The 26,500-nt window shown below is 40.4% G+C and carries 24 protein-coding genes and 2 riboswitches; of the genes, 15 read left to right on the forward strand and 9 right to left on the reverse strand.

The features are described from left to right. Positions 1-176: 176 nt before the first annotated feature. Complete coding sequence (locus ACEVFT_RS06240) at positions 177-1,340, reverse strand: aminotransferase-like domain-containing protein (protein ID WP_205444195.1); 1,164 nt, start codon at positions 1,338-1,340, stop codon at positions 177-179. 128 nt (positions 1,341-1,468) lie between these two features. On the opposite strand from ACEVFT_RS06240, the gene ACEVFT_RS06245 reads away from it, so the two are divergent. From ACEVFT_RS06245 to ACEVFT_RS06255, 3 genes are read left to right on the forward strand one after another with little or no spacing between them, the layout of a single operon-like run. Beyond that, positions 1,469-2,866 (forward strand): aminotransferase-like domain-containing protein, encoded by a 1,398-nt coding sequence (locus ACEVFT_RS06245; RefSeq protein WP_393948766.1) that lies wholly within the window; start codon positions 1,469-1,471, stop codon positions 2,864-2,866. Positions 2,867-2,914: 48 nt separating this feature from the next. Next, positions 2,915-4,153, forward strand: coding sequence for a DNA polymerase IV (locus tag ACEVFT_RS06250; protein ID WP_393948769.1), 1,239 nt, complete (start codon positions 2,915-2,917; stop codon positions 4,151-4,153). Between the two features lie 24 nt (positions 4,154-4,177). Continuing rightward, complete coding sequence (locus ACEVFT_RS06255; RefSeq protein WP_393948771.1) at positions 4,178-4,930, forward strand: alpha/beta fold hydrolase; 753 nt, start codon at positions 4,178-4,180, stop codon at positions 4,928-4,930. A gap of 47 nt (positions 4,931-4,977) precedes the next feature. Here the strand turns inward: ACEVFT_RS06255 and ACEVFT_RS06260 are convergent, their stop codons facing one another. From ACEVFT_RS06260 to ACEVFT_RS06270, 3 genes are read right to left on the reverse strand one after another with little or no spacing between them, the layout of a single operon-like run. Beyond that, positions 4,978-5,832 carry an SDR family oxidoreductase gene (locus ACEVFT_RS06260; RefSeq protein WP_393948772.1) on the reverse strand — a complete coding sequence of 285 codons (855 nt, stop codon included), beginning with the start codon at positions 5,830-5,832 and terminating at the stop codon, positions 4,978-4,980. Then, on the reverse strand, positions 5,829-6,857 hold the full coding sequence (locus ACEVFT_RS06265; RefSeq protein WP_393948774.1) for a polysaccharide biosynthesis protein: 1,029 nt from the start codon (positions 6,855-6,857) through the stop codon (positions 5,829-5,831). The genes ACEVFT_RS06260 and ACEVFT_RS06265 overlap by 4 nt, the downstream gene beginning before the upstream one ends. 30 nt (positions 6,858-6,887) lie before the next feature. Further along, positions 6,888-7,487, reverse strand: a complete 600-nt coding sequence (locus tag ACEVFT_RS06270) for a glycosyltransferase family 2 protein (RefSeq protein ID WP_393948776.1) — start codon at positions 7,485-7,487, stop codon at positions 6,888-6,890. A gap of 255 nt (positions 7,488-7,742) precedes the next feature. Here ACEVFT_RS06270 and ACEVFT_RS06275 point away from each other — a divergent pair, with 255 nt between their 5' ends. Then, complete coding sequence (locus ACEVFT_RS06275; protein WP_393948777.1) at positions 7,743-8,831, forward strand: glycosyltransferase; 1,089 nt, start codon at positions 7,743-7,745, stop codon at positions 8,829-8,831. 118 nt (positions 8,832-8,949) lie between these two features. Next, on the forward strand, positions 8,950-9,390 hold the full coding sequence (locus ACEVFT_RS06280; RefSeq protein ID WP_342440875.1) for a GNAT family N-acetyltransferase: 441 nt from the start codon (positions 8,950-8,952) through the stop codon (positions 9,388-9,390). Positions 9,391-9,489: 99 nt separating this feature from the next. Here the strand turns inward: ACEVFT_RS06280 and ACEVFT_RS06285 are convergent, their stop codons facing one another. The 5 genes from ACEVFT_RS06285 to ACEVFT_RS06305 all read right to left on the reverse strand — a co-directional run bounded on the left by ACEVFT_RS06285 (position 9,490) and on the right by ACEVFT_RS06305 (position 16,314). Continuing rightward, positions 9,490-12,990 carry a S8 family serine peptidase gene (locus ACEVFT_RS06285; RefSeq protein WP_393948779.1) on the reverse strand — a complete coding sequence of 1,167 codons (3,501 nt, stop codon included), beginning with the start codon at positions 12,988-12,990 and terminating at the stop codon, positions 9,490-9,492. A gap of 689 nt (positions 12,991-13,679) precedes the next feature. Then, positions 13,680-14,516 (reverse strand): energy-coupling factor ABC transporter ATP-binding protein, encoded by an 837-nt coding sequence (locus tag ACEVFT_RS06290; protein ID WP_393948781.1) that lies wholly within the window; start codon positions 14,514-14,516, stop codon positions 13,680-13,682. Further along, positions 14,513-15,286, reverse strand: a complete 774-nt coding sequence (gene cbiQ / locus ACEVFT_RS06295; RefSeq protein WP_205444182.1) for a cobalt ECF transporter T component CbiQ — start codon at positions 15,284-15,286, stop codon at positions 14,513-14,515. The genes ACEVFT_RS06290 and cbiQ overlap by 4 nt, the downstream gene beginning before the upstream one ends. Before the next feature lie 5 nt (positions 15,287-15,291). Beyond that, positions 15,292-15,564: an energy-coupling factor ABC transporter substrate-binding protein gene (locus ACEVFT_RS06300; RefSeq protein ID WP_393948785.1), complete on the reverse strand. Its 273-nt coding sequence runs from the start codon at positions 15,562-15,564 to the stop codon at positions 15,292-15,294. A gap of 3 nt (positions 15,565-15,567) precedes the next feature. Beyond that, positions 15,568-16,314, reverse strand: a complete 747-nt coding sequence (locus tag ACEVFT_RS06305; protein ID WP_205444181.1) for an energy-coupling factor ABC transporter permease — start codon at positions 16,312-16,314, stop codon at positions 15,568-15,570. A gap of 148 nt (positions 16,315-16,462) precedes the next feature. Next, a riboswitch (cobalamin riboswitch) is annotated at positions 16,463-16,647 on the reverse strand. Positions 16,648-16,899: 252 nt separating this feature from the next. Beyond that, a riboswitch (cobalamin riboswitch) is annotated at positions 16,900-17,081 on the forward strand. A 145-nt stretch (positions 17,082-17,226) separates the two neighbouring features. On the opposite strand from ACEVFT_RS06305, the gene ACEVFT_RS06310 reads away from it, so the two are divergent. From ACEVFT_RS06310 to ACEVFT_RS06355, 10 genes are read left to right on the forward strand one after another with little or no spacing between them, the layout of a single operon-like run. Beyond that, a complete protein-coding gene (locus ACEVFT_RS06310) occupies positions 17,227-17,598 on the forward strand; it encodes a (2Fe-2S) ferredoxin domain-containing protein (RefSeq protein ID WP_205444180.1) in 372 nt (123 codons plus the stop codon). A 4-nt stretch (positions 17,599-17,602) separates the two neighbouring features. Then, positions 17,603-19,270 (forward strand): precorrin-3B C(17)-methyltransferase, encoded by a 1,668-nt coding sequence (cobJ, locus tag ACEVFT_RS06315; RefSeq protein WP_205444179.1) that lies wholly within the window; start codon positions 17,603-17,605, stop codon positions 19,268-19,270. Between the two features lie 14 nt (positions 19,271-19,284). Then, on the forward strand, positions 19,285-20,160 hold the full coding sequence (locus ACEVFT_RS06320) for a sirohydrochlorin chelatase (protein WP_393948788.1): 876 nt from the start codon (positions 19,285-19,287) through the stop codon (positions 20,158-20,160). Continuing rightward, positions 20,157-20,918: a precorrin-6A reductase gene (cobK, locus tag ACEVFT_RS06325; RefSeq protein WP_393948791.1), complete on the forward strand. Its 762-nt coding sequence runs from the start codon at positions 20,157-20,159 to the stop codon at positions 20,916-20,918. The genes ACEVFT_RS06320 and cobK overlap by 4 nt, the downstream gene beginning before the upstream one ends. A 12-nt stretch (positions 20,919-20,930) precedes the next feature. After that, positions 20,931-21,590, forward strand: a complete 660-nt coding sequence (locus tag ACEVFT_RS06330) for a precorrin-8X methylmutase (protein WP_205444174.1) — start codon at positions 20,931-20,933, stop codon at positions 21,588-21,590. Further along, on the forward strand, positions 21,590-22,723 hold the full coding sequence (locus ACEVFT_RS06335; RefSeq protein WP_205444173.1) for a cobalt-precorrin-5B (C(1))-methyltransferase: 1,134 nt from the start codon (positions 21,590-21,592) through the stop codon (positions 22,721-22,723). Before ACEVFT_RS06330 ends, ACEVFT_RS06335 begins: the two co-directional genes overlap by 1 nt. After that, a complete protein-coding gene (cbiE, locus tag ACEVFT_RS06340) occupies positions 22,698-23,900 on the forward strand; it encodes a precorrin-6y C5,15-methyltransferase (decarboxylating) subunit CbiE (protein WP_393948793.1) in 1,203 nt (400 codons plus the stop codon). Before ACEVFT_RS06335 ends, cbiE begins: the two co-directional genes overlap by 26 nt. Continuing rightward, entirely contained in the window at positions 23,893-24,600 is a 708-nt protein-coding gene (cobI, locus tag ACEVFT_RS06345; protein ID WP_205444170.1) for a precorrin-2 C(20)-methyltransferase, read from the forward strand. Before cbiE ends, cobI begins: the two co-directional genes overlap by 8 nt. Continuing rightward, the gene (gene cobM, locus ACEVFT_RS06350; protein ID WP_342440866.1) at positions 24,600-25,385 is read left to right on the forward strand and encodes a precorrin-4 C(11)-methyltransferase; all 786 of its coding nucleotides are present in this window, start codon (positions 24,600-24,602) and stop codon (positions 25,383-25,385) included. Before cobI ends, cobM begins: the two co-directional genes overlap by 1 nt. Continuing rightward, entirely contained in the window at positions 25,378-26,499 is a 1,122-nt protein-coding gene (locus ACEVFT_RS06355; RefSeq protein WP_205444168.1) for a cobalt-precorrin 5A hydrolase, read from the forward strand. Before cobM ends, ACEVFT_RS06355 begins: the two co-directional genes overlap by 8 nt. Position 26,500 lies beyond the last annotated feature (1 nt).

The raw sequence follows: 26,500 nt of genomic DNA on the forward strand, positions 1-26,500 counted from the left end.
CCTGGAGCGAACGCTAGTGAGTGAAGCGGCTCCTCGAACGCCCCCTGGAAAGGACGCTGGCGGAACGGAAATCAACCCCTCACCTTGCCAAGTTGTTTTTTCTGCCGTTGACATCATCTTTTTTCAACAATATGCCGTATAAGCGCTTCTATAAAGCGTTTATACGGCTGCTATTTTTATAAAATACTAGCTAAACGTTTAATCCCCTCGCGGATCACTTCAGGTGTAGCATTTGTATAGTTTAGGCGCATTGTATTCACATTCGTTTTTGATGTATAGAATGGGTCACCAGGCACAAAGGCAACCTTTTGTTCCATTGCTTTATGGAAAAGATCAAGGGCTGGCGTACCGTCTTTCATTGTTGCCCAAATGAACATTCCACCCTCAGGTCGTGTATATTCAACATGGGCAGGGAAAAACTCTTGCATCGCATTTAGCATCGCATCTGATTGATTTTTATATAAAGCGATAATTTTCTTTACATGTTCCGCGTAATCATTACTTGCTAAATAATCGTAGATGACATATTGCGAAAAAATATTTGTATGAAGATCTGACGCTTGCTTCGCTGTTTCAATATGCTGTAAAAGCTCTTTGTTTTTCGTGATGATAAAGCCAAGACGCATGCCAGGTGTGACCGTTTTAGAGAAAGAACCTAGTAAAATACTATTTTCTAATTTACCAGCACCGATATATGGAAGCGGCTCTCCTTGGAAACGTAGCTCTCCATATGGATCATCCTCAATTAAAGCAACATCGTATTTTGCCACTATTTCATAAATTTGTTCACGCTTTTCTTTCGAATATGTGAGCCCTGTTGGATTTTGGAAGTTTGGCACTGTATAAATGAATTTTACATTTGGTTGTTGTAGGGCACGCTCTAACTCTTCTAGATTAAGACCATCGTTTTCAAGTGTAACCCCATGGAAAGTTGGCTCCGCTAAAGTAAAGGCTTGAATGGCTCCTAGGTAACCTGGCTCTTCGATGATAATGCCATCGCCTTTATTGATAAGTACTTTACCAATAAGTTCAAGTGCTTGCTGTGAACCTGTTGTAATAAAGACATCATCAGCATGTACATCAAGTCCATGCACACGTTGATATTTCGCGGCAATATATTCACGCAATGGTGCATAACCCTGTGTTGACGAATATTGAAATAGTTTGCTGCCATTTACCGTAATGGCATGGTCTACGGATGCTCTCAATGCATCAATAGGGAAAGAGATGGGGTTTGGAAGCCCACCTGCAAAGGAAATAACGTCCTCCGCATCTGTTACTTTCAAAATATTTCGAATAAATGAGGATGGTGTTTTTAAGATTCTTTCAGAATATTGCATAATAATCGGTCCTTTTTTTCTGATTTTTTAAAAATTATATCATTGTCATCGTGTGCATACAATATTATCATTGTATGCAAGACAATTAAACTATTGTATGCAAATTACGAGAAAGAAGGGCCTAGTGAATGCCTATTAATTCATTTGACGAGTATCCAATGAGTTGGAAGCCGGATATTAGCAATATTTCTGCTCCATTATATATAGCCATTGCACATCAGCTTGAGCAAGATATCAAGGATGGAAAGCTAGTACCTGGCACAAAATTGCCACCACAACGCGAATTAGCTGATTTTTTAGATGTGAATTTGAGTACGATTACGCGAGCCTTTAAGCTTTGTGGTCAAAAAGGATTAATCTATGCCTCGATTGGCAGTGGTACATTTGTTTCAACAGATGCGGCTAGCAATAAAATGTTACTACCAACTAACCATGCCACACCTATCATTGAAATGGGCTCGGTTCTACCAGATAATTTTGTGAATGAAGACATTACACGTTTTATGAAAAAGATGATGAACGAACCTAGTTTTAGCATGCTATTTCAATATGGCAGACCTGAGGCCAATGCATGGCAAAATGAAGCCGTGATGAAGCTTCTCGAATTGGTGAATTTTCAAACAGATCAGCCTATTCTTCTAGGAGCGGGTGGACAAAATGCCATTGTGGGAACCCTCGCTGCTTTATTTCAGCCAGGCGACCGCATTGGTACAGATCCGATTACCTATGCCGGCATTAAAACAGCTGCAAATATGCTCGGTATCCAGCTTGTAGCTATCCAGCAATGTCAGGGTGAAATGACAAAAGAAGGGTTACTGTATGCTTGTAAAAATGAACATATCAAAGGAATTTATGTGATCCCTGATTTTCATAACCCAACGACTCATACGATGTCAGTGGAAACAAGAAAAATGATTGCAGACGTGGCAAGACAGAAGGATTTGCTGGTGATTGAGGATGCTATCTATAGCTTTCTCAAGGAGCAGCCGCTTGCTCCGATTGCTTCTTATGCACCTGATAAGGTAATTTACATTGCTAGCCTATCTAAGACGCTTTCACCTGGTTTAAGATTATCCTTCCTTGTGACACCTCCTGCGCTTCGAAAAAAAATAATGGAAACGCTCTATAATATCAATATTTCCGTTTCTCCTATCATGCTGGAGCTTGCAGCAAGGTTAATCCATGAAGGAGTGGCCCAAACGATATTAGAAAAGCACCGAGCATATGCCAAGCAGCAAAATGCTCTTGTCGATCAGTATTTAGGGGATTATCACATTTTAGGGGATGAGGAATGTATTTTTAGGTGGCTACAATTGCCAGACAAGTTTACGGGTGTTCAATTTGAATTGTTGGCTTCGAAAGCTGGTGTACAAGTTTATGCAGCAGAACGCTTTGCTGTAGGGAATGCAAAGCCTGTCAATGCCGTTCGTTTAGCCATTGCAGCGCCAGAATCTCAACTTGAGCAAGCTTTAATGATTTTAAAGGACTTACTCGAAAGTAATGGTGATTACGCATTTGTTGATTAAAGGGGATGAAAGGTATAATAAAGCTAAGATAGGATAGAGGTGATGTACATGACACATAAAGGGCGCGTTATTTTACATGTGGATATGAATAGTTTCTATGCTTCGGTGGAGCAAGCGCATGATCCAAGTTTAAAGGGTAGGCCAATCGCGATTGCAGGGAACCCAAAGGAGCGGCGTGGCATTTTAGTAACTTGTTCATATGAAGCAAGGGCGCTAGGCATTTATACAACTATGACTGTTCATGAAGCGAAGCGAAAATGTCCTGAGCTATTGTTATTACCTCCAGATTTTCAAAAGTATCGTCAAGCATCTAAAGAAATGTTCACCATTCTTCGAAGCTATACGCCATTAGTAGAGCCTGTTTCGATTGATGAGGGCTACTTGGATGTGACTGAGTTAAGCAAGGAACAACATGCCTTAAGTATTGCCCAGGAAATACAAGCGCGCATTTTAGCTGAGTTGGATTTACCTTGTTCCATCGGTATTGCACCGAATAAATTTTTAGCAAAAACAGCTTCTGATATGAAGAAACCGATGGGAATTACTGTACTACGAATACGGGATATTGAACAGCAGTTGTGGCATCGTGAGGTTGTCAGTATGCATGGGATTGGAGCAAGTACAGCTAAAAAATTAAATGCACAAGGCATATTTACGATAGGTGATTTAGCTAAGACAGAAGAATTTAAAATGAAGCAAATCTTAGGGAAGAATGGGGTACGACTTCGAGCAAGGGCAAATGGTGTGGATCAGCGCATGGTCGATCCAGAGGCAATCTTTGATACGAAAAGCGTTGGGAATTCAACAACATTACCAGAAGATGTAACAGATGTTCGTACACTTCATAAAACGATTGAAGGTCTATGTAAGAAAGTGGTGGAGCGTCTTGATGCCAAGCGCTTAGCGGGTTCCACTGTGAGCATCCAAATTCGTGATGCTGATTGGCATAATCATACGCGTTCAAAAACAATGTCCAATGTCCTTTATCGTTATGAAGAAATTTATGACATTGCTTGTACATTATTTGATAAGCATTGGGATGAATCTCCTGTTAGACTACTAGGTGTAACAGTTTCCAATGTGGTGGATCGAAAAGATTATTCACAGCAATTATCGATTTTTGATTTTCAAGAGCATGCGAAAGACGAACCGATTCTCAAGCTTGTCGATGAAATGGAGGGACGGTTTGGCAAGGGGATTATCAAACGTGGTGTAGATTTAGGGAAACGTTCGTCCTATCAATCACAAACAAGCTTTAGTAAAGATTTCTTAGATGACCATGAATGAGATGGAATGAAAGTGGGGGTATCTATGCAATACAAGGAGTATGGGGATGCTCATCATCCTTTAATGATGTTTATTCATGGAGGGGGCGTTGGAGGCTGGATGTGGGATCAACAAATTCAGCATTTTGCCCATTACCATTGTGTTATACCAGAGCTAATGTCACACGATCCATTTTCCATTGAACATAGTGCTAAAGAGCTTCTGCTACTTATTGAGGAAAAAGCCAATGAGAAGCCTGTTATCGTGATTGGTTTCTCCTTAGGAGCGCAAATCGCTATTCAAATGCTAAGTCTAAAACCGAGTTTAATCGATTATACCATCATCAATAGTGCGCTTGTGATACCCTCTCCTACTGTAGAAAGGATGCTTCAACCGTTTATTCGGCTGTCCTTTCCGCTTATAAAAAATAAAGCATTTGCGAAACTTCAAGCGAAAACCCTCTACATTCATGAGGATTATTTTGAACGTTACTATCAAGAGAGTGCCACGATGAAGGTAGATACATTGATTCAAATTTTGCGAGAAAATATGTTATTTTCCATTCCACCTGATTTTCACAAAGCCCAAGGAAAGATTTTAATAACAGTGGGAGACAAAGAGAAAAACAACATGAAAAAATCCGCTAAAGCACTTGTGCGAAATCATCCACATAGCAAGGGTGTGCTATTGAAGAACATCGGTCATGGCGTATCATTAGCCCAGCCTGCATTTTTTAATCGCTTTGTAGAGAATTGGATTAAGGATGGTCAATTACCTGAGGGGACAGTTATTGAGTAGGGAAACTCCATTACGAATCGTCATCCATAATGGAGTTGATGTATTGATTATTGAAAATAGTGAGGATATAAATCTTGATGTTGCAATACCCATTCCTTCATTTCTATGATCATTTCTTCGTAGCTAGGGACAATAAATGAGAAGTCATTTCTTGTATTTATTAATGTTTTATTGACATTGACGAGCTGATGAGGAAGAATTTTTATTCTGTTGTTGAGGAAGTGTTTATTCAATAGATGAAGCAGATCATGTTTAGAAATAGTTGTCGTATTTACGAGGTGATAGAGTCCTGTTAAATCTTCTTGGGCAGCGCGTTCAATGGCTTTAGCTAATGTAAGTGTTGTTACTCCCGTCCAAATAGCGCCCGAATAGCCATATACGGAGCTTTTTTGTTGCATAAACCAATTGAAGAGTCCGATGCCATCCTTTTTCAAATCAGGGCCAATAATCGAGTTACGAAATGTTACATGCTTGTTGTCATTCACTTCTCCCAATCCTTTTGTGCGGTCATAAAAGGTTTCCCCGTCCCGTACACTTTCTTCATAGTAGGGAGCATTTTTACCAGAAAATACGCAATCGGTACTTAGATGAATGAGTTTTGTTTGTCGATTTTCTAGGAGAGATACAATGGCATGCGGTAAATAACTATTCAGTAAAATGCTTTGGGCCGGATAAGCCTCACAAGCATCGTTTAAAACACCAATACAATTAATGACGACATCTACATCATTGTCTAGTAGTAGCGACCTTAAGAAATGGGCGTCCGTCACATCACCAGTTCTATTATTGCCATAGGGAAAAGGGGTTCTAGAGTAAGTTGTTACATCATGGCCTTGTTCACATAAATAGGTGGCAATGGTGTGGCCAGCCATGCCTGTAGCACCGAGTACTAAAAATTTCATGGTTTTCCTCCTGTCCAATGAAGGAGCTCTTCTTGTATAAGAGGCAATGTTAAGAGCTTTTCTTTGATGTCAACCACACTTAATTGTTGTGTATTGTTCGAGTTATATTCATCCGTTAATGTAATTTTTGGAGAGCCCTCATCGAGGTATTTTCCATAATTTAAATCCCGATTATCCGCTGGGATTCGATAGAAATGACCCATATCAATAGCTTTTGCCGCTTCTTCCTTTGTACATAATACTTCATACATTTTTTCCCCATGTCGTGTTCCGATAATTTGCATGGCATTGTTCGCTTGAAAGATCTCAAGTAAAGCCTGTGCTAAATTTTCTATCGTGGCAGCAGGTGATTTTTGCACCATAATATCCCCATTCTGAGCATGTGAGAATGCGTACAATACTAATTCTACCGCTTCCTCAAGGCTCATCATAAAACGTGTCATATGAGGGTCCGTAATCGTTAAAGATTTCCCAGCCTTTATTTGCTCGATGAATAATGGGATGACCGAGCCTCGTGAAGCCATGACATTGCCGTATCTAGTGCCACAAATCAGGGTTTGGTGAGGATCAACCATTCGCGACTTCGCAATAAACGTTTTTTCCATCATCGCCTTGGATATGCCCATCGCATTGACAGGGTAGGCCGCCTTATCTGTTGAAAGGCAAATGATTTTCTTGACGCCAGCTTGAATGGCGGCTGTTAGGACATGATCCGTTCCTAAAATATTGGTTTTCACAGCTTCTAAGGGGAAAAATTCGCAGGAGGGAACTTGCTTGAGAGCGGCGGCATGGAATACATAGTCAACATGATACATAGCATTATGAATGCTTTGAATGTCACGGACATCCCCGATATGAAATTTGATTTTACTATGCTGATAGCGTTTTCGCATATCATCTTGCTTTTTTTCATCCCTTGAAAAAATACGAATTTCCTTGATATCCGTATTTAAAAATCGCTTTAATACGGCATTCCCGAAAGAGCCAGTGCCGCCAGTAATCAATAATATTTTATCTGTAAACATGGTATGGTTCGTTACACCTCCTGCACGCTATTATTTCAATCCTCTTTGATGTAGATCACATTCCGAGTTTTCTCTCGGGTAGTTGTACCAGTAAGCAAATTCGTTAGTATATTTACTTGTCGGATTTTTATCCATCAGGGCGCAATTAAAATCCCAATCTCCTGCTATATCTTTGCGTATTGTAAATTTCGCATCTCCAATTAAACTTCTCCGGATAATTTTAAATTGTCCAGGTAAGGAGTAGCGGTTGGATTCATCTTTAATAAAAGCAAAGCCATTTTTAATAATCATGTTGTAATAGTAAATATCAAATGTACCATCCACTTGTGCTAGTACATTGCGAATGGCGGGTAAATAGTGGTCATCACTATCGATGATGGCTATATAATCTCCTGTCGCTTCTGCAATGCATCGATTATAGGCAACACTCGCACCTAAATTCGTTGGGTGAACGATGATTTTTAAAGCTGCACAGTTTGTCTGATAGTCCTGTAAAATGGCTAACGTATTATCTGTAGAGCCATCATCCACCACGATAATTTCATAGGCATATTCTTTAGGAATACTATCAAGCATCGTTAAAATCCATTCTTCGCTATTAAATGTAGGTGATAAAAAACTAATCTTCATCTGATCCCTCCATTCTATGTGCATTCGTAGAGTTGTTCTATGTGACTGAGTAGATTCTTTAATACAATATGCGTAGACGTAGTGCTACTGTAGGCAATTGCTTGTTTTAGGAAGTTTTTAAGAGAGTTGTTTTTAGATAGAACTTTTATGTTACTAGAGAAATGGCATAAGAGAGACAAAAATTTACTAAGATAAGCACGTTTAGCAGGCAAGGTCATAAACTAGTCAGAGCGCTTTTTTAGAAAGAGGGATACGATGACAAAAAGAATCGCATTTATTTGTAGCGTGGAATCTTATAAACTTTCAGATGCCCATATTTTCAAAGATTTATGTCTAGTGCCTATTTTATTGGGGGAACATTTAGGCTATGACGTGACTATTGTAACGACAGAAATGAATGATGCCCTTCTTCAACAAGTTTTTCCCGCTGTAAAATTTGAGTCCGTACCATTTGAAGATGATTATGTGGCGAATATGAATGCCTATTTAGCCAAGCATGCAAAGGATATCGACATTGCCTTTGCCATAGGACCGTATCCATCCTATTTAGCCATTCTGAAAACCTATAAGCACTTCAATCCAAATGGAAAAATTTATATGAAATTAGATGTCAATCGATTTTGGTTAAATCGATTAAAAACCTATCCCTATTTTTTAGAGTTGTTGCAGCTATGTGATCTCCTCACCTCCGAATGTGCATCCATTCAAACGTCAATCCAAGAATTTTCGCAATTGGAAATTAAACATATACCCAATGGCTTTTTTGAGCATTTTCCCACAGAGCCAGTGCCGTTTCATGAGAAAGAAAATAGAATTTTAACAGTTGGGCGCTTAGATGCACCGGAGAAGCAAACTATGTTGACGGTTAAAGCATTTTTAGCGGCACAACTGCCAGATTGGGAGCTTCGTTTAGTAGGGCCGATGTCAGCCACATTTCAAGAGGAGCTGAGACTGTTACTGGATGATCATCCGCTTGCCGCTCAAGTGACCATGGTAGGACCGATTATTGATAAGGCTCAGCTAGAAGAGGAGTATCGCAAGGCTAAAATTTTTTGCTTAACATCTTTAGTTGAATGCTATGCTCATGTCTTTGCAGAGGCAGCTAAAAATGGTTGCTATATCGTGACAACGGATGTGGATGGTGCTGCTGATATTACGCAACAACAGCGTTTTGGTACAATCCATCCTACCCATGATTGGGAGGCGGTAGGGCGGACATTGCAACAAGTTGCAGCACAGGAATCATTGCTGGCCGATACTTGTGTACAGCTCCAAGCATTTGCCCGCAAGGAATTAAACTGGAGGCAGATCGTCCAGAAGGTTGCTAATTATTTAGGTGAATAAAAGTGAATCTTTTCTCGATTTAGAGGAGTATTCTTTTCTTTATACCATTATTTCCTATATAATAAAAACTAGATTTATAAAGCTAGACAATCATGGGTAGACACAAGGGGAGACTAGAATGGAAATACTGCAAGCAACAATGAATGAACTAGAGGATTTATCAAAACTGTTTGATGAATATCGTCAATTTTATGGAATTGAGTCAGATATAAGCAGTGCCAAGGCATTTTTACAATTACGATTGGCCTTGAAAGAATCCGTCATTTTTATAGCGCTGGTAGATGACAAGGTGATCGGATTTACGCAATTATATCCAACATTTTCGTCCATCGCTTTACAACGTGCCTATATTTTAAATGATATTTATGTAACAGAGGATGCTAGAGGCCTAGGGGTGGGCAAGGCATTGATGGAAAAGGTATTTCGCTATTGTGAGCAACAATCTGCTCGCTATGTCACACTGCAAACGGCGGCTGACAATGTAAATGCACGCAAGCTTTATGAAAAGCTACAAATGAAGCAAGATGAATATTGTAATTATGTTAAATATTTTATGTAAGCTGAACTTGTAAGCATCTCATCTTGGATGAAAATGCTTCTTTCATATCATAAAAATCCCCTAGATCGTGATGATCTTGGGGATTTTGTTTGATTTCATTTATTTTATTTCAAGCGTATAAGGTTGTGTGCTGGCTTTACCATCAAACTCACTTACTTCAATATAGTATTTGCCTGCATCTAGCTCCACCGTGCCAACTTCGGCATCACCAACTCCGTAAAGATCGAATGTTTTAACGGTTTTTCCGTTTGCATCCATCACTCGAATAACACCATCCAACGCTTTTTCTGTTTGAAGTGAGAAGAAGACTTCACGCTTCTGGTCGTTGTTCCATTCAAAATAGTCTTTATCACCAAATGGAATACCTGCATTTAAATATTGCGTTGCAACCCATTTCTCATCTTTTTTCACAAGGACAGATGGTTTGCTAGGTATACCATTGACTAATTTTGAATCACTGTCTTCATCCACATGCTTATGATCAAACAATGTTAATGTATAGGGCTGAATCGAAACCTGGCCAAGCCCCATACTGTTGACAAGAATAAAATAACCTCGATCCTTCTTCGCCTTAAACGATGTATTTACATCGTTTGTACCCATCATTCCAAGTAACATTTCAAGAATATTATCACCTAGTCCAAATGGAATTTCTGTTTCCATTTCTTTGGCATCAATTTTCATATTGCCGTTCGTATCTTCGATGATAGCTCCTGCAAATTTTAAGTCTTTTTGTAGTTCTTTAGGTAGTTGAGCTAATTGTTCATTTGTAAAGGGAACTGAAGAAAGAAGCAGACTCATGACCTCGTCATTGCCTTGTTGCTTATAATAGTAATAATCTACATCATCTTGATAAATCAGGTGATCTTTATAAGTAGTACCTGGTTGGATTTTTAGCGCTTTTGCTTCCTCATGATTGTTTGGATTGTACTCTGCTGGAATATCGCCTATTTTCTTTGTTTTCAATGTATAAGGCTCGGCAGATCGTTCTCCAGCATTGACAACGGCTACCACGTAGGTTTTGTCCTTTTTCAATGGAATAACCTTTGCATCGTCCTCATTACCAGCTGTACCAAGTAGTAGTGCCAGTATGCCAAGGCTATTTGTTAAGGAAGAAACGGGGATTAACTCCTTTGCTTCTTCGTCATACTCAAATACTGTACCCGTCGGCATTTGGTTCAATCCTTTCAAAAAGCTGAAGCTATAAAGGGCGTCTTCCTTCGCTTTAAACAAGAAATAATCCTCATCATAGTCTGTTTGGAAATAAGCTTTTTGATCTTCGCCTATTTCAAAACGGATCGCCTGCTTAATGATAGGATCAACATTTTCTAGGTTGCCTGAACCCGTAGGATTCATTAACATACTCATCAAGCTGTCAATTTCATTACGTTTTTTTATGTTATTCTCTGTAAGTGGTAATTGGTCCTCAAGAACATTTTTTTCGAACATGACTTCATCAACAGGTAGTCCATCCTCATCAGGAGGAAGGGTAACCACTTCACCTTTTAATGTGTAAGGGATCATCGATTCACTGATTGTTTCTTCTTTTTCAATGCCGCCACTAAAGAACATCTCCATAGAAAACTCACTATTACTCTCATTAGAGACACTTAAAACGTACTCTTGATCGGGAACAGCGTCGATAATCATACGGACCGGTTCACCTTTTGCTGTACCATAAGCGGTCTGCATTGGATAGGCTTCCAATTCTTCAACTTCATCATTTTCAGCTTGATCGATTTCTTCTGGTGGTACAGGAAGAAAGTCGTCTTTTAGATAGAGCTCCATAGAGGCAGTGACACCTGGAATACCCGATAGATCAAACTGTAATGTCGTCGGTTTTTTGACAGAGAACGTGAAGTAATCTTGATCTTGTTGTTGATCTTTTGACAGTAATGTATAGTTTTTACCTGCTGTACTATATGGGAACTTTTTGATAGGCTCCATTGAAGACTTGTCTACTGTATCGATTGGCAAGTCTTTCGTTGTTTGTGCTGTAAAAATATAAGTAGATTTGCCTTTTAAGCTATAGCTACCATTGTGATCTTTGACACCAATTACAAGCGTTCCTTTTTGATCTGCTTTAAATAGATAACCTTCTTTTTTTCCGACACGTACATCATTAACATGGATCGGCTCTACATCACCAATCCCGCTATTTGGGTAGAAATATAAATCAAAGGCATAGTCGTATTTGTCAGCGCCTTTTAATGTCAATTGAGCATATTCATTTTCTTCTAAATCGACTTTATACCATTTCTTTTCGTCTTGCTGTTCAAAAGCACCCTGTTCTGTATTTAGCTTATTTTTAGCAAGGACCTTGGCGTTTTGAATACGATCTTCCTTTGTCTCTGCATAATGCTTAGGCAGTTTGTTTAAATCAAACTGTAATGCTTTTACAGGATCGACAAGTCCATGACCATAAGTAAGATCATAACCTTTTTCGCCCAAATCTTGTGCTGTCATTTCTAGAATCGCTTCTATTTGATGCGGTTTTAAAGATGGATCTTTTGATTTAAGAAGAGAAGCGATACCTGCCACGACTGGAGAGGCCATGGATGTGCCACTAAATTTGACAAAGGATGATCCTTTTTTCGCATCATGAACGGTACTATAAATGTCTTCACCTGGTGCAACAATATCAACGGACGGGCCGTAATTGGAGTAGCTTGATAGTTTGTTGCGTTCATTCGTTGAACCCACACTAATGACACCTTCGAAAGAAGCGGGGAAGGAGTATTCATCTGTCGATTCATTTCCTGCAGCTGCCACAATCGTAATACCACTATCAATGGCTTTCTGAACGGCTTCCTTCATCAGTGGAGATTCACCATAGCCTCCTAGACTCATATTAATGACGTCAACGCCCTGCTCAATTGCATATAGAATACCCTGTGCAATGATGAAATCATTAGCACCTTCTTTGCCGTTAAATACATCAATTGGCAGTAACTTCGCTTTCGGATTAATCCCATGCCCACCTACGCCATTATCTTTTGCTGCGGCGATAATACCTGCCACATGTGTTCCGTGATCGCCTGAATAAGTAGTATTAGCAGGTGCTGCTGCATTATAGGGTGGGAGTACTTGTGACTTTAGATCGGGGTGTTTAAAATCCACACCAGAATCAATGACAGCAACTGTGACATCATGGTTGCCTGCTAATTCCAGTGCCTTATCCATTTGCAGTAGGTTTAAATGATACATCTCTTGTTTCTTGGGATCAGCTTCTTTATTGAAAGAATGATAGACGTAGCTAGGAGATACACTTGATATCCCGTTTTGCTTTAAATAGTAAGAGACGGCTTTTTCTATCGATACGCCTTTATTTAGTTGCACGACATCATAACCTAATGAAGGAATAGAACGGATGACTTTGGAGCCAATTTTTTTATGTACGTTTTTATCAAGACCTGAATGCTTGATAACAATTGTATCCTTACTCATCCATTTTTCTTCATTTTTCTCTGTTTGTTTCGCACTGTTTGCCAGCACGTTCTTTGCTTTATGCTGGGGTGCCTCAGCAAATGCAGAAGCAGCAGGCACCATGAGTGCAGCGGATGCTACAACAGCGACTGATTTTTTATACCAACTTTTCAATTGTTATCTCTCCTTGGTGTTATAAATTAAATCTTGACTATACTAATACGGATAAAGATTAGAAAAGTTTCGTAATGGAGGAAAATTTTTCTTCGCTACTTTAACTTTTGGTGGGTATAACGAAAAAACGGACAGTTAAACATTGTCCGTTTTTCTTAGTGTTGAAAAACAAAACTGTCAATTGAAAGGTAGAAATGGATTTCCGTTGCAGGCTACTTGCTTTCCTGTGGGCGAGTGCCGAATCGCTTTCTCCGCTACCGCTCCGTGCAGGGCTTCGCCTGTCTCGCGATCCCACGGGAGTCAAGTAGCCTTCCACTTCAACCCACTGACTTTTTAGCAAAGGTTTTCAAATAAAGTGAAGGTGTTCACGACTCTTTAGGAAGAGGTGTTGTCACGCATCACTTCTCCACATTGAAAATAAGAGCCTATCCTCTCTAAGAATACAAATAATGGGCGATATGATCGCTATGCTACTATGAAAAAAAGTAAAGACACATTGCAGCATGGTTGATTGGAGTGGAGCCAGCGTCACAGAGGAGACCCTGGAACGAACGTTAGTGAGTGAAGCGGCTCATCGGACGCCCCCTGGAAAGGACGCTGGCGGAACGGAAATCAACCCCTCACCTTGCCAAGTTGCTTTTTCTGCCGTTGACATCAGCTTTTTCGGATACCTCACATTATGAAAAGCTTTAGATCTGTTCGATTAATTGTTGTAATTCATTTTTGGAGCGGGGGATTGTGATGTTTTCCTGCAATAGCTTCTTTTTTTGTAAGGCCATGACCATCTCAAAAATCCATGGCCGTTCAAGATGTGCGCGTTTTAATAATTCTTCTTCATAAAACAAGGCGATTGGATCGCCGTTATAAATAATTTTTCCTGCTTCCATGACGATCATTAGATCTGCCCATTCATAGGCGAGAGGAATGTCATGAGTTGCTAGTAAAATGGTTCTCTCACCATCTTTTAATTTGGCTAAGTATTGTAATACTTGTGTAGCATAATAATTATCAAGACCTGCCGTTGGTTCGTCTAATAAAAGGACAGAGGGCTCCATCGCTAAAACACCTGCCATCGCCACACGCTTTTTCTGACCTACGCTTAGAAAATGAATGGGTTTATCGAGCAAATCTTCCACTTCGGTTTGCGCAACGGCCCATGCTATTTTTTCTTCCATTTTTTCAGTAGACCAGCCGAGGTTCAATGGTCCAAATGCTATATCTTGCTTGACGGTCCCTGAAAAAAGCTGATGATCTGCATTCTGAAAGACAATGCCTACCTGCTGACGTAGAACTTTTAAAGCTTTTCGACTATATTCTAGTCCGTTGCCTTCGAATAAAATCGTCCCAGCTGTAGGTTTCAAAATACCATTAAGATGCTGAAACAAAGTCGATTTTCCTGCGCCATTATGCCCGAGTATGGCGATTTTTTTCCCTTTTGGAATGTCTAATGTAATATCTGACAACGCTTTCGTACCATCTGCATAGGCATATGATAATTGGTTGAGTTCAAAATAAAATGCTGTCATGTGAAATACCCTCCATATACGATGAGGACTAGTAATATTGCTGCCATACCTAGCCAATTTTTCTTGCTATAGGAGCCCACCTCTTGCCAGTAGACGGCCTCGCCACCACGTGATTGCATGGCATTGTTGAGCTCCCGACTACGTTGAAACATTTCCACAAATAATGCCACAATGAGCATGGAGACAGAGCGTAGCCATTGCAACGGTGAATGGTAGCCGAGACGCGCTTGCTGGGCTAGATGGATATTTTGCATACTTTCTAAAAACATAAAAATAAAACGATAGGTTAGTTCAACGAGTTCAACCAATAAAGAGGGGAGTCGCCATTGTCGTAGCACATAACATATTCCTTGTACAGAAGTGGTTAGAATTAAAAAGTATAAACAACTAATACTGCCCAGAACGACAAAGAACAGCTGCTGCGCTAATAGCACACTTGCGTTCCCAATGAAAACAGTCCAATTCGTCCATGTATAAGACCAAATATGGGCAGGTAGTGCATTGGTTGACGGTGTAATGGAAAGTAAAATAGATACGAGACTTGTGAATAAGAAAAATCCAGGTAGCAATAATAACTTGGCATAGTATGTAAGCGGAATTTTTGCACCTAAAATGATAAAAGCACTCATTACAAAAAATGTAATGAGTGAAAGTCGTTCATCTCTCATGATGAGCGTTATGAGAAGTATTCCAAGTGAAAATATCATTTTTTCTAGCGGATGAACAGACGCTAGCTTATTAAGATAGGCATACTTATCAATGAGTAACATAATGGTTAACCTTCTTTATGTTTGCCACGCATATAGCCGATGAAGTAGCCAATAAAGCCAGCTCCAATAGCTGCCTGTAGCACGAATAATAAGCTTTCGATTTCACCGCTTGGTGGCTCCCATAGGCTTTCGAACCATGGTTCATATTCCGCATTGATTTCACCAATGGCTGCTTCTGCCTCTCCATCAGCACCACCAAATTCAGCACCTTTTTGTATGAACAATGGAATGATGGCTAACAACACAACAATTGCTAATAGCAATAAAATTTTTTTCATCTGTTAATGTGCCTCCTTTGTTGAGAAAACACGTAAAGTTTTTAATTCGCTAATATTGTATTTTTTCAAGAAATTCATCACAATGACCGTTAAAATCCCTTCACTCACCGCTAAAGGAATTTGAGTTAAGGCAAAAATACCTGCAAACTTTGTAAAGGATGCCATAAAGCCTCCAACTTCTGAAGGGAAGGCTAGTGCTAGTTGTACAGAAGTCACAACATATGTACCTAAATCACCAAGCATAGCTGCGAAAAATACGGCTAGTGAAAATGACAAACCTACTTTTTGTGCTCCTTTAAAGACAAAGTAAGCAATAAAAGGACCTACAATAGCCATCGAAAAGGCGTTCGCCCCTAAAGTCGTGATTCCTCCATGTGCTAATAATAAAGATTGGAATAATAAAACGATTGTTCCAATTACACTCATGGCTAGAGGGCCAAAGAGAACTGTCCCAAGTCCAACACCAGTTGGGTGAGAGCAGCTACCTGTAACAGAAGGGATTTTTAAGGCAGATAGCACAAAAGCAAAGGCTCCTGAAAGCCCTAAAAGCATCTTTGTTTCAGGATTTTCATCAATTGTTTTGCGAATAGAGCGCAATCCTAGAACTATAAAAGGAATAGAGATGACCCACCAAAAAATCGCCCATTCGATTGGCAAAAAACCTTCCATGATATGCATCGCAAAGGCACGTTTTGGCACAATTAAAAAGGCCAATAAAAAATAACTAAGTTTCCACCATGAAAATTTCAAAAAGCTTTCCTCCTAACTAATTAATAGATTTTTAGAATGTAGCGTGCGTAAATAAAAAAGCACTTCTCCGTTGGTGGAAAAGTGCATAGCTAAAAAAGCAAATAACATTCTCATCTGCTAAGCCGCACACCTATCCTCGTAGGCTGAAACGATCACCTATTTTTCGGCAGGTCTCCTGGCTCTAGTTCAATACTTTATAGGTCTTCCCATCCGTTGGACAGTGACATATTCTATAAAGCTCCCTATTACAGTGGCGGGACCGCGCCGGACTCAAACCGGCTTCCCTTTTAAGCAAAATGCCAAGCATTTTACACCGAAAAACATTCAATTGTGAGATTTCACGACAAAGTGTAACATGATTTTCCATAAATATGCTATACCTTTTTATAAAATTTTTTTAATTAAAGGTCAACAGCGAATATTCTGATAATATTCATTGTGCTAATGATGGATATTGTATAAATTTTATACCCCAGTTCACTTCAAAATTGATAAATTTGTCATAAATTTTTAAAGAAATATTGAAATTTTAAAATAATAAGATATGATTAAGACAGTTTTCTATTTAAAATACTAATAAAAATTTCATATAAAACGTCAATAAGTGCTCGAATAGCTCGAGATAATAGGGAAATTGGTGAAAATCCAATACAGCCCCCGCTACTGTAATAGCTGATGAAATCGCAAAGCCACTGGTGCAAGCTTGGGAAGGTGCGACTGTAAAATGAAGCTTAAGTCAGGAAACCTGCTTATTTGATTGTGCATGCAAACTTTTCGGAGGGAGAAGTTGAAGCGGAAGCGAGTACCTTTATTTCATGCTATTCGTTTTTATTTGGCTTCTACAAAACCTTTACTCTTCGTTTAGAGTAAAGGTTTTTCTTTTTCCAGAAAGCAAATGAGGGGAGACAGAAGATGACAACATGGAATTTAGAGGGGATGAAAACACATCTCTTTATTTGCAATGGCAGTAGTTGCATGAATAAGGATGGTGAGGAAATTACTTTAGCCATTCGAGATGAAATACAGCGACAAGCACTCGATCAAGAAATACATACGACAAGAACGCGCTGTAATGGACGATGCAAGGATGCCTGTGTGGTAATCGCCTACCCTCAAGGGAATTGGTATCGTGTGCCATCAACAGAGCATGCTAGGACACTAGTACAAGATTTACATCATGAATCCTTATACAACGAACATGTCTTTACACTTCGTGAAGGTACATTACAGCGTACTGCTCAAACAACAGCCATTAAAGGGATTGAAAAGGTGAAAGAGGGGTAACAACATGGCGCAAAAAGGAAAAATTTTCGTAGTAGGCTTTGGACCTGGAGATTTTAAGCATATTACGACACGTGCAGTAGAAGCTTTACAACAAAGTGATATGATTATAGGCTACAAAACCTATGTAGAGCTGATTCAAGATTTAGTTAGTGCGAAATCGATTGTTAGCACAGGCATGACAGAAGAGGTGTCCCGTGCGCAGGAAGCCGTTCGTCAAGCAGAGGCAGGGAGCATTGTCTCGGTGATTTCGAGTGGTGATGCAGGCGTTTATGGCATGGCGGGATTAGTGTATGAGGTGTTAATCGAGCTAGGCTGGACAGAAGCAACAGGAATTGAAGTAGAAATTGTTCCTGGTATTTCTGCGATTAATTCATGTGCGAGCATACTTGGTGCACCCATTATGCATGATGCTTGTACAATCAGTTTAAGTGACCATCTAACACCTTGGAATTTGATTGCAAAGCGTGTCGAGGCAGCTGCGATGGCAGATTTTGTCATCGCATTATACAATCCTAAAAGTGGTCGCCGTACAAGACAAATTGTCGAAGCTCAGCGAATTCTCTTAGAATATCGTTCGCCAGACACACCAGTAGGGCTTGTGAAAAGTGCGTATCGAGAACGTCAAGAAGTGACCATGACAACGCTAGCAGAAATGCTAGAACATGATATTGGTATGCTGACAACTGTCATTATCGGGAATTCATCAACATTTTTCTATGACAATAAGATGATTACGCCACGCGGTTACCAACGTAAATATACCCTGGGGGAAGAAAAACAACCATTACGTCCACATCAACGTTTGCGTGAAGAAAATGAACCTTGGGCAATGAATCAAGAGACAGGAACAGCAAGAAATGACTTTACAGCTGATCCTAATGCAGGGCGCTTTAATAAACCCAGTATAGCCGCTACGCCAAAGCCGAAAAAAACAGCACTTGAAATGGCTACAGCGGCACTCGCAATGGTGAAAGGGACAAACGCAGTCAACGTAACACCGAAGCTTGTACAGCAAAAAATAGAATCTATTTTTGAATTAGCAGTGAGCCCAGGTGTGGCCAATAAGTTTTTTACTCCTCAGCAAATGCTGACGTTAGCAGAGGTCGTTGGGGAAGAGGGGACGATGGAATATACACCAGATCATCAAATTCATTTAAAAATACCAACGACTGCCCCTGAACAGATCACAGAGAAATTGCAGGAAGTAGGCTTTTTATTAGCACCGATTGGTGATGTGCTATCTCTAAAAGCTTGTGATTTTTGCTATGGTGAAAAGGCTGATTCGATACCATACGCCGAAGAAATACAAGAAAAACTTGGTGGCATGTCTTTACCGAAAACATTAAATATTGGCTTTAATGGCTGTGGTATGGCCTGTTATCGAGCTGTATTTGATGATATTGGCATCGTCTACCGTAAAAGTAAATTTGATGTCTTTATTGGAGCGAAGCCAGTTGGTCGTACGGCTCACGCAGCACAGCCTGTTGTAGAAGGGTTGGAGCCTGATCAGCTGATTCCACTCATTACAGATATTATTGAAGAATACCAAGCAAATGCTCATCCAAATGAACGCTTGTTTAAATATTTTAAACGTGTGAAAAAGATACTGCATTTTACGTATCAAGATATGTCTTCCAAAATAAAAGTAGAGCCAGCTCCGTGCGGCGACTAGTAAGGGGTAAAGAGATGAAAGCTATTTTATTTGTCGGCCATGGGAGCCGTTTAGCAGCAGGAAATGATGAGGTTCGTACTTTTATCGAACAAATGACACCGCGTATTGACGAACAATTTTTAGTGGAAACTTGTTTCCTTGAATTTGCTTCACCTAACATTGAAGAAGGTATTACAAACTGTGTGAAAAAGGGAGCTACAGAGGTTCATGTGATTCCAATCATTTTACTTCATGCAGGCCATTCAAAACTGCATATTCCAGCAGAAATCGAGCATGCGCGTGAGCATTATCCAACGATTACATTCACATATGGTCAAACAATTGGCATCCATGATGAAATCTTTGCTATTTTACAAGATCGCTTAGCTGAAATTGGCTTTAATTCAGAACAAGAGCAGCAAGACACAGCTATTTTATTGATTGCACGAGGTGGCAGTGATCCATCTGCTAATGGCGATTTTTATAAAATCACACGACTTTTATGGGAAAAACTACCTGTGAAATACGTGGAAAGTGCTTTTATGGGTGTCACAGATCCACGAGTTGAAGAAGGAATTGAACGTTGTGTCAAACTAGGTGCAAAAAAAATCATCATGTTACCTTACTTTTTATTCACAGGCATTTTGATGGAACGTATGAATGGCATGTGTGAGAAGTTTAATGAACTTTATCCAGACTGTGATATTCAAATTGCTAACTATTTTGGCTACCATGAACGTTTACAAAATGTTCTATTAGAGCGTATTGAACAGGCGGTCAACGGTACATCAACAGGTATGCAAGATCTAGAAGACTATCGTGCCTATGCGGCAGTACATGGACATGCACATCATCATCACCATCATGATCATGACCATCACCACCATCATGAAGAGGAGCCGGTAAAATGATTTTCATGTTAGCGGGGACGAGTGATGCAAGAGATTTAGCCCTTGCATTACAAAGCGCAGGTCATGCGGTGACAGCTACGGTCGTCACCGAATCGGCAGCCTCAAGTCTTGCTGACGTTGGCCTGCCACATTTAATTGGTCGACTGACGGCTGAGGAAATGGCGACCATTATGACAGAGCAAGGCTATCAATTGGTGGTAGATGCCTCTCACCCATTTGCGGAGGAGGCATCTAAAAATGCAATGGCAGCGGCGAAACAGGCACAAATTCCTTATATTCGCTATGAGCGAGCTCATGAACACTATGCCCATCCTTTAATTACTGTTGTAAAGGATTATGAGGAGGCAGCTCAGTTAGCTGCAGAAAAACGCGGTGTCATTATGCTAACGACGGGAAGTAAAACACTCGCTACATTTACAAAGGTGTTACAGGGCTTAGAAAACACAAGAGTAATCGCTCGTATGCTTCCACGACTGGACAATATGGAAAAATGTGAGGCACTAGGAGTGGCACAGCGAGATATTGTGGCGATTCAAGGTCCGTTTTCAAAGGAATTAAATGAAGCTCTCTTTCGTCAATACGGAGTGACGCTGATGATTACCAAAGAAAGCGGTAAAGTTGGCTCAGTGGATGAGAAGCTAGAGGCAGCTCTTGCATGTCAGATTGAAACAATTCTTATTGCTAGACCAAATATTCAATACGGCCAACAATATTCAACATTTGAAGAAGTATTAAAGGCTGTTGAACATACAATTTAGGAGGCATTTTCCATGGATTTTAAAACAGATTTCAAACCATTAACGGTAGACCCAGATAAAATTTACGATTACAGTTTCGCCATTATTGCAGAGGAAATGGGCGAGCATGACTTCTCAGAAGATGAATGGAAAGTTGTACGTCGTATTATCCATGCATCGGCTGATTTCGAGCTAGGACGTAGTGTCATCATTACACCAGGGGCAATTGAAGCGGGTATCAAGTCTATTCTTGCAGGACGACATGTGATTGCAGATGTGCAAATGATTGAAAGTGGTTCTGGTAAAAAGCGTTTCCAAAAACATGGTGGCGATTTGCATTGCTATATTGCGGATGAAGATGTATCAATCGAAGCGAAAAAACAAAATACAACTCGTGCCATCATTTCGATGCAAAAGGCTTCAACATTACATGAAGGTGGTATTTATGCCATTGGTAATGCACCAACCGCATTGCTGGAATTGATTCGTTTAATTAAAGAAGGACTAGCAAAACCAGATTTAATTATCGGTATGCCTGTTGGTTTCGTGTCAGCAGCCGAGTCAAAAGAAGAGCTGCTTAAACTAGAAGGGATTCCGTACATTACTAATGTTGGTCGTAAAGGCGGTAGTACAGTGACGGTTGCCGCATTAAATGCCATCTCACTTTTAGCGGACGAACAGGCGAAAAAATAATGGAGCGGAAGCCAAAAAAGGATCCCAAGGACATGCGTCACGGTTATACGACGGGAGCCTGTGCAACTGCGGTATCAAAGGCTGCATTGCTTGCCCTTATTACCAAGGAGGAGCAAGAAACAAGTACAATCCATTTACCTATTGGTCGAGATGCAACCTTTACAATTGAAAAATGCATATTTGAAGAAAATGCTGTCAGCTGTGAAACGATTAAAGATGCTGGTGATGATCCTGATGCGACCCATCAGGCACTCATCGTTGGCACAGTGAGTTGGGCAGATACACCTGGTATTCATTTAGATGGAGGAATTGGCGTCGGGCGTGTCACAAAGCCTGGCTTGCCAGTGCCTGTCGGAGAGGCGGCCATTAATCCTGTACCACGTAAAATGATTTATAGCACGGTCCAAGGTGTATTGGACGAATTTCACATTACACGAGGCGTGAACGTGGTAATTTCCGTACCGAAAGGAGAGGAGATTGCTAAAAAAACGTTAAATGGGCGACTCGGTATACTTGGAGGCATCTCAATCTTAGGCACAAGGGGAACCGTCGTGCCTTTTTCGAGTTCTGCGTATATGGCCAGTATTGTCCAAGCCATTAGTGTAGCGAAAGAGGCTGGCTGTGAGCACTTAGTGGTGACAACAGGTGGTCGTAGTGAAAAATTTGCGATGAAACAATACCCACATCTAGCAGAAGAAGCGTTTATTGAAATGGGTGACTTTGTTGGTTTTACATTAAAACATTGTAAGCGCCTCGGCATCAAACAAGTATCACTTGTTGGTATGATGGGGAAATTTTCAAAAGTGGCGCAAGGTGTCATGATGGTGCATTCCAAAAGTGCGCCAATCGACTTTAATTTTTTAGCACAACTGGCAGAGGATATAGGAGCCGATGGAGAAACCATAGCACAAGTTCTGGAGGCAAATACAGCGTCACAAGTAGGTGAAATTATGATGGAGAAGGGCTATGACGCGTTCTTCCATCATTTATGTGAGGCCTGCTGCTATTCCTCCATCCGTCATATTAGGGGCGGTTTAACGCTTTCCACATCGATCTATTCGATGCAGGGACAATTATTAGGAAGGGCTGATGACATTGCATCGATCGATGAAATTGATTGGGATCGGGGATAACGGATTAGCAAGCTTATTACCACAATACCTTCGGTGGATTGAAGACTGTGAGGTACTTGTTGGTGGTGAGCGCGTACTGGATTTCTTCCCAAACTTTATGGGTGAAAAAATCCTTATTAAAGGAGGTCTTTCAGCACTTGTTGAAAGATTGTCTGAAGAAACAAAAAATACGGTGATCCTTGCATCTGGAGATCCATTATTTTATGGCATCGGAGGCTATCTAGCTAAAAAGCTACAAATAGAGGTTTATCCCTATATGAGCTCTGTCCAGCTTGCCTTTGCGAAAATGGGAGAAAGCTGGCAGGACGCTTATGTAACGAGCATACATGGACGCCCAATGAAGGGCTTGGCACAGCGAATCGATGGCAAAAAGAAAGTAGCACTTTTAACAGATGCTGAGAATAGTCCGAATGCTCTCGCTCGATATTTAAAGCATTTTGGTATGACAGAGTACCGTGCGTTTGTAGCAGAAAATTTACAGGGTGAAAACGAAAAAAGTGGCTGGTACTCGCTTGATGAAATGGAAAGTACTCATTTTTCGCCTTTAAATGTCGTGATTTTAAAACAAACCATAGCACCGAAACGCTACACACTTGGGATTGATGATGAAGAATTTTCACAACGCAAGCCAGATAAAGGACTTATTACGAAGAAAGAAATTCGAGTTTTAAGTTTGCAAGCCATGCAGCTTCAACAGGATAGCATTATTTGGGATATTGGCACATGTACGGGATCAATGGCAATTGAGGCAGGTAAGCTTGCGCCAGAAGGACAAGTATTTGCTGTTGAGAAAAATGCCCCTGATTTAGAAAATTGTCTCCAAAATCAGCAAAAATTCCGTGTTGATATGACTGCAATTCATAGCAAAGCACCAGCAGGATTAGACAGTTTCCCAGATCCTGATGCTATTTTCATCGGTGGTACAGGGGGCGAAATGGTCGAGTTGCTGCAATTATGCTGTCAACGTTTGAAGTCTAAAGGTCGCATTGTCTTAAATGCAGCGACAATTGAGAATTTATATAAAGCCGTCGAGGCGTTTAAGGCTTGTGGTTTTGCGGTTGATATTTTGCAGGCACAGCTTGCGCGCAGTAAACCTATTTTAGATATGACACGCTTTGTACCATTAAATCCAATATACATTATTTCGGCTTATCGAAAGGAAGAAAATCATGAGTAATTTAGGTGTTTTATACGGCTTGGGCGTTGGTCCTGGCGATCCAGAATTAATTACAGTAAAGGCATTTCGAGTGATTCAGGAATCACCTGTTATTGCTTACCCTAAAAAGCTAAAAGGCAGTAAAAGCTATGCTCATCGTATTGTAGATGTTTATATTAATCCAGACGAAAAAGATATGCTTGGTCTTGTATTTCCAATGACGAAAGATGAGGCTGTTCTAGAACGTGAATGGACAAAGTCAGTAGAACTTGTCTACGAAAAATTACAAGCGGGCAAAGATGTGGCGTTTGTCACAGAGGGCGATCCATTATTGTATAGTACCTTTATCCATATGATGAAATTAATGCAGGAAATGCATCCAGATGTAGAAATCCGTACGGTTCCTGGGATTTCGTCGTTCAATGGCTCTGCATCTCGCTTAGGGATTGCGTTAGCGGATGGCGATGATCGTGTTGCGATTATCCCTGCTCATGATGATTATGACTCCATGCGTGAAGCAATTGAAAGCCATGATGCCGTTGTCTTTATTAAAGTGGCAAAAGTGATTGATTTAATGCTTGAGGTGCTACGCGATTTAGATTTATTAGATAAAGCATCCGTGGTGACAAAGGTAACCTCTGATGAAGAAATCATTTGGGATGTGCGTGAGTTGGATGGTGTTGATTTAGAATATTTAACGTTAATGGTGGTGCGTAAATAATGAAGAAAATCTATATTGTTGGCGCTGGTCCTGGTGATCCAGATTTAATTACAGTCAAAGGTTTACATATGTTACAAACTGCGGACGTTGTCATGTACACAGATTCTTTAGTGAGTGAGGACCTCATTGCGAAAGCCAAACCAGATGCAGAGGTCATACGAACAGCTGGCATGCATTTAGAGGAAATGGTTGCTGTGATGGTGGACCGTGTCAATGCTGGGAAAACAGTGGCACGTATGCATACAGGTGACCCAGCGATGTATGGTGCCATCATGGAGCAAGTAGCTCTCTTGAAAAAGGAGGGCATTGGGTATGAAGTCATTCCAGGAGTTAGCTCTGTATTTGCTTCGGCAGCGGCTATCGGAGCTGAGTTAACAATTCCTGATTTAACACAAACCCTTATTTTAACACGCGCTGAAGGGCGCACACCTGTACCAGAATTTGAAAAGCTGCGTGATTTAGCGAGCCATCATTGTACAATTGCATTATTCCTTAGTGCAACGCTGACTAAGAAAATTGTCAAAGAACTACAAAGTGCTGGTTGGGCTGATGATACGCCTGTAGCAGTTATTCAACGTGCTTCATGGCCAGATCAAAAAATCGTACGGACAACCTTAATCGAATTAGATGAAGCAATGCGTGTGAACGGTATTCGTAAGCATGCAATGATTTTAGCGGGTTGGGCGTTAGATCCGACTATTCATGATAAGGATCAATATCGCTCGAAGTTGTATGATGCAAGCTTTACACATGGCTTTAGAAAAGGTGTGAAGACAAGTGATTGAGTTACAAGAAGGTATTTTACCAGAGGTTGATCAACGCAATCCTTATGCTGTAGTAGCCATTACGAAGCATGGTGTTCAAATTGGGCGCCGCCTACAGCAAACCTTTGCAGCAAGTGATTTATATTATATGAGTAAATTTGAGCAAGGCGATGAAGCAGAAAAGCATATTCAACTATTTACAGGAACAGTGCGTCTATTATTGCCAACGCTATTTAAACAATATAAAGGCTTGATCTTAATTATTTCACTAGGGGCAGTCGTAAGAATGATTGCACCGATTTTAAAGGATAAAAAGACAGACCCGGGCGTTGTCGTGATTGATGATCGAGGCGAAAATGTCATTAGCGTATTATCAGGCCATCTTGGTGGGGCCAATGAGTTAACGCATGAGGTGGCAGCAGCACTTGGGGCAAATCCAATAATTACTACGGCTTCTGATGTGCAAAAGACGATTCCTGTTGATTTATTTGGGGCACGCTTTGGCTGGGTATGGGATAGTGCCGATAAATTAACACCTGTTAGTGCTTCTGTTGTAAATGAGGAGCATGTAGCCATTGTGCAGGAAACGGGTGAACGCGACTGGTGGATGCGTGATACACCGATGCCTGAACAAATCAAAATTTATCCATCCACACAGGTGGCTATTGGGGCTAACCCCCATGCTACATTATTAATAACCGATCGAATCATTGAACCTGAAGAGGAGGTTCTTCTAGAAAACGGTGTTATTTATCGACCAAAATCCATTGTGCTAGGAATGGGCTGTAACCGTGGTACATCGTTAGAGGAAATTGAACAGGTAATCGATGAAACCTTGGCAGAGCTAAAGCTTTCGAAAAAAAGTGTAAAAGCCTTATGCACGATTGATTTAAAGAAAGATGAGCAATGTTTTTTAGATATTACGAAGAAATATGATTGGGAGTTCGTTACGTATACACCGGCTGAATTAAATGAAATCGAATTTCCATCACCCTCTGAAACGGTCTTTAAATATACGGGTGCATATGGTGTGAGTGAACCAGCGGCTATGCGTTATGCACAGGTGCAGACACTCCTATTAGAGAAGAAAAAATCGGGTAATGCTACGATTTCAGTTGCTAGATACCTATTTTAAG

This window comes from Lysinibacillus sp. PWR01 (assembly GCF_043359455.1).
In the GTDB taxonomy this organism is placed as follows: domain Bacteria; phylum Bacillota; class Bacilli; order Bacillales_A; family Planococcaceae; genus Lysinibacillus; species Lysinibacillus fusiformis_F.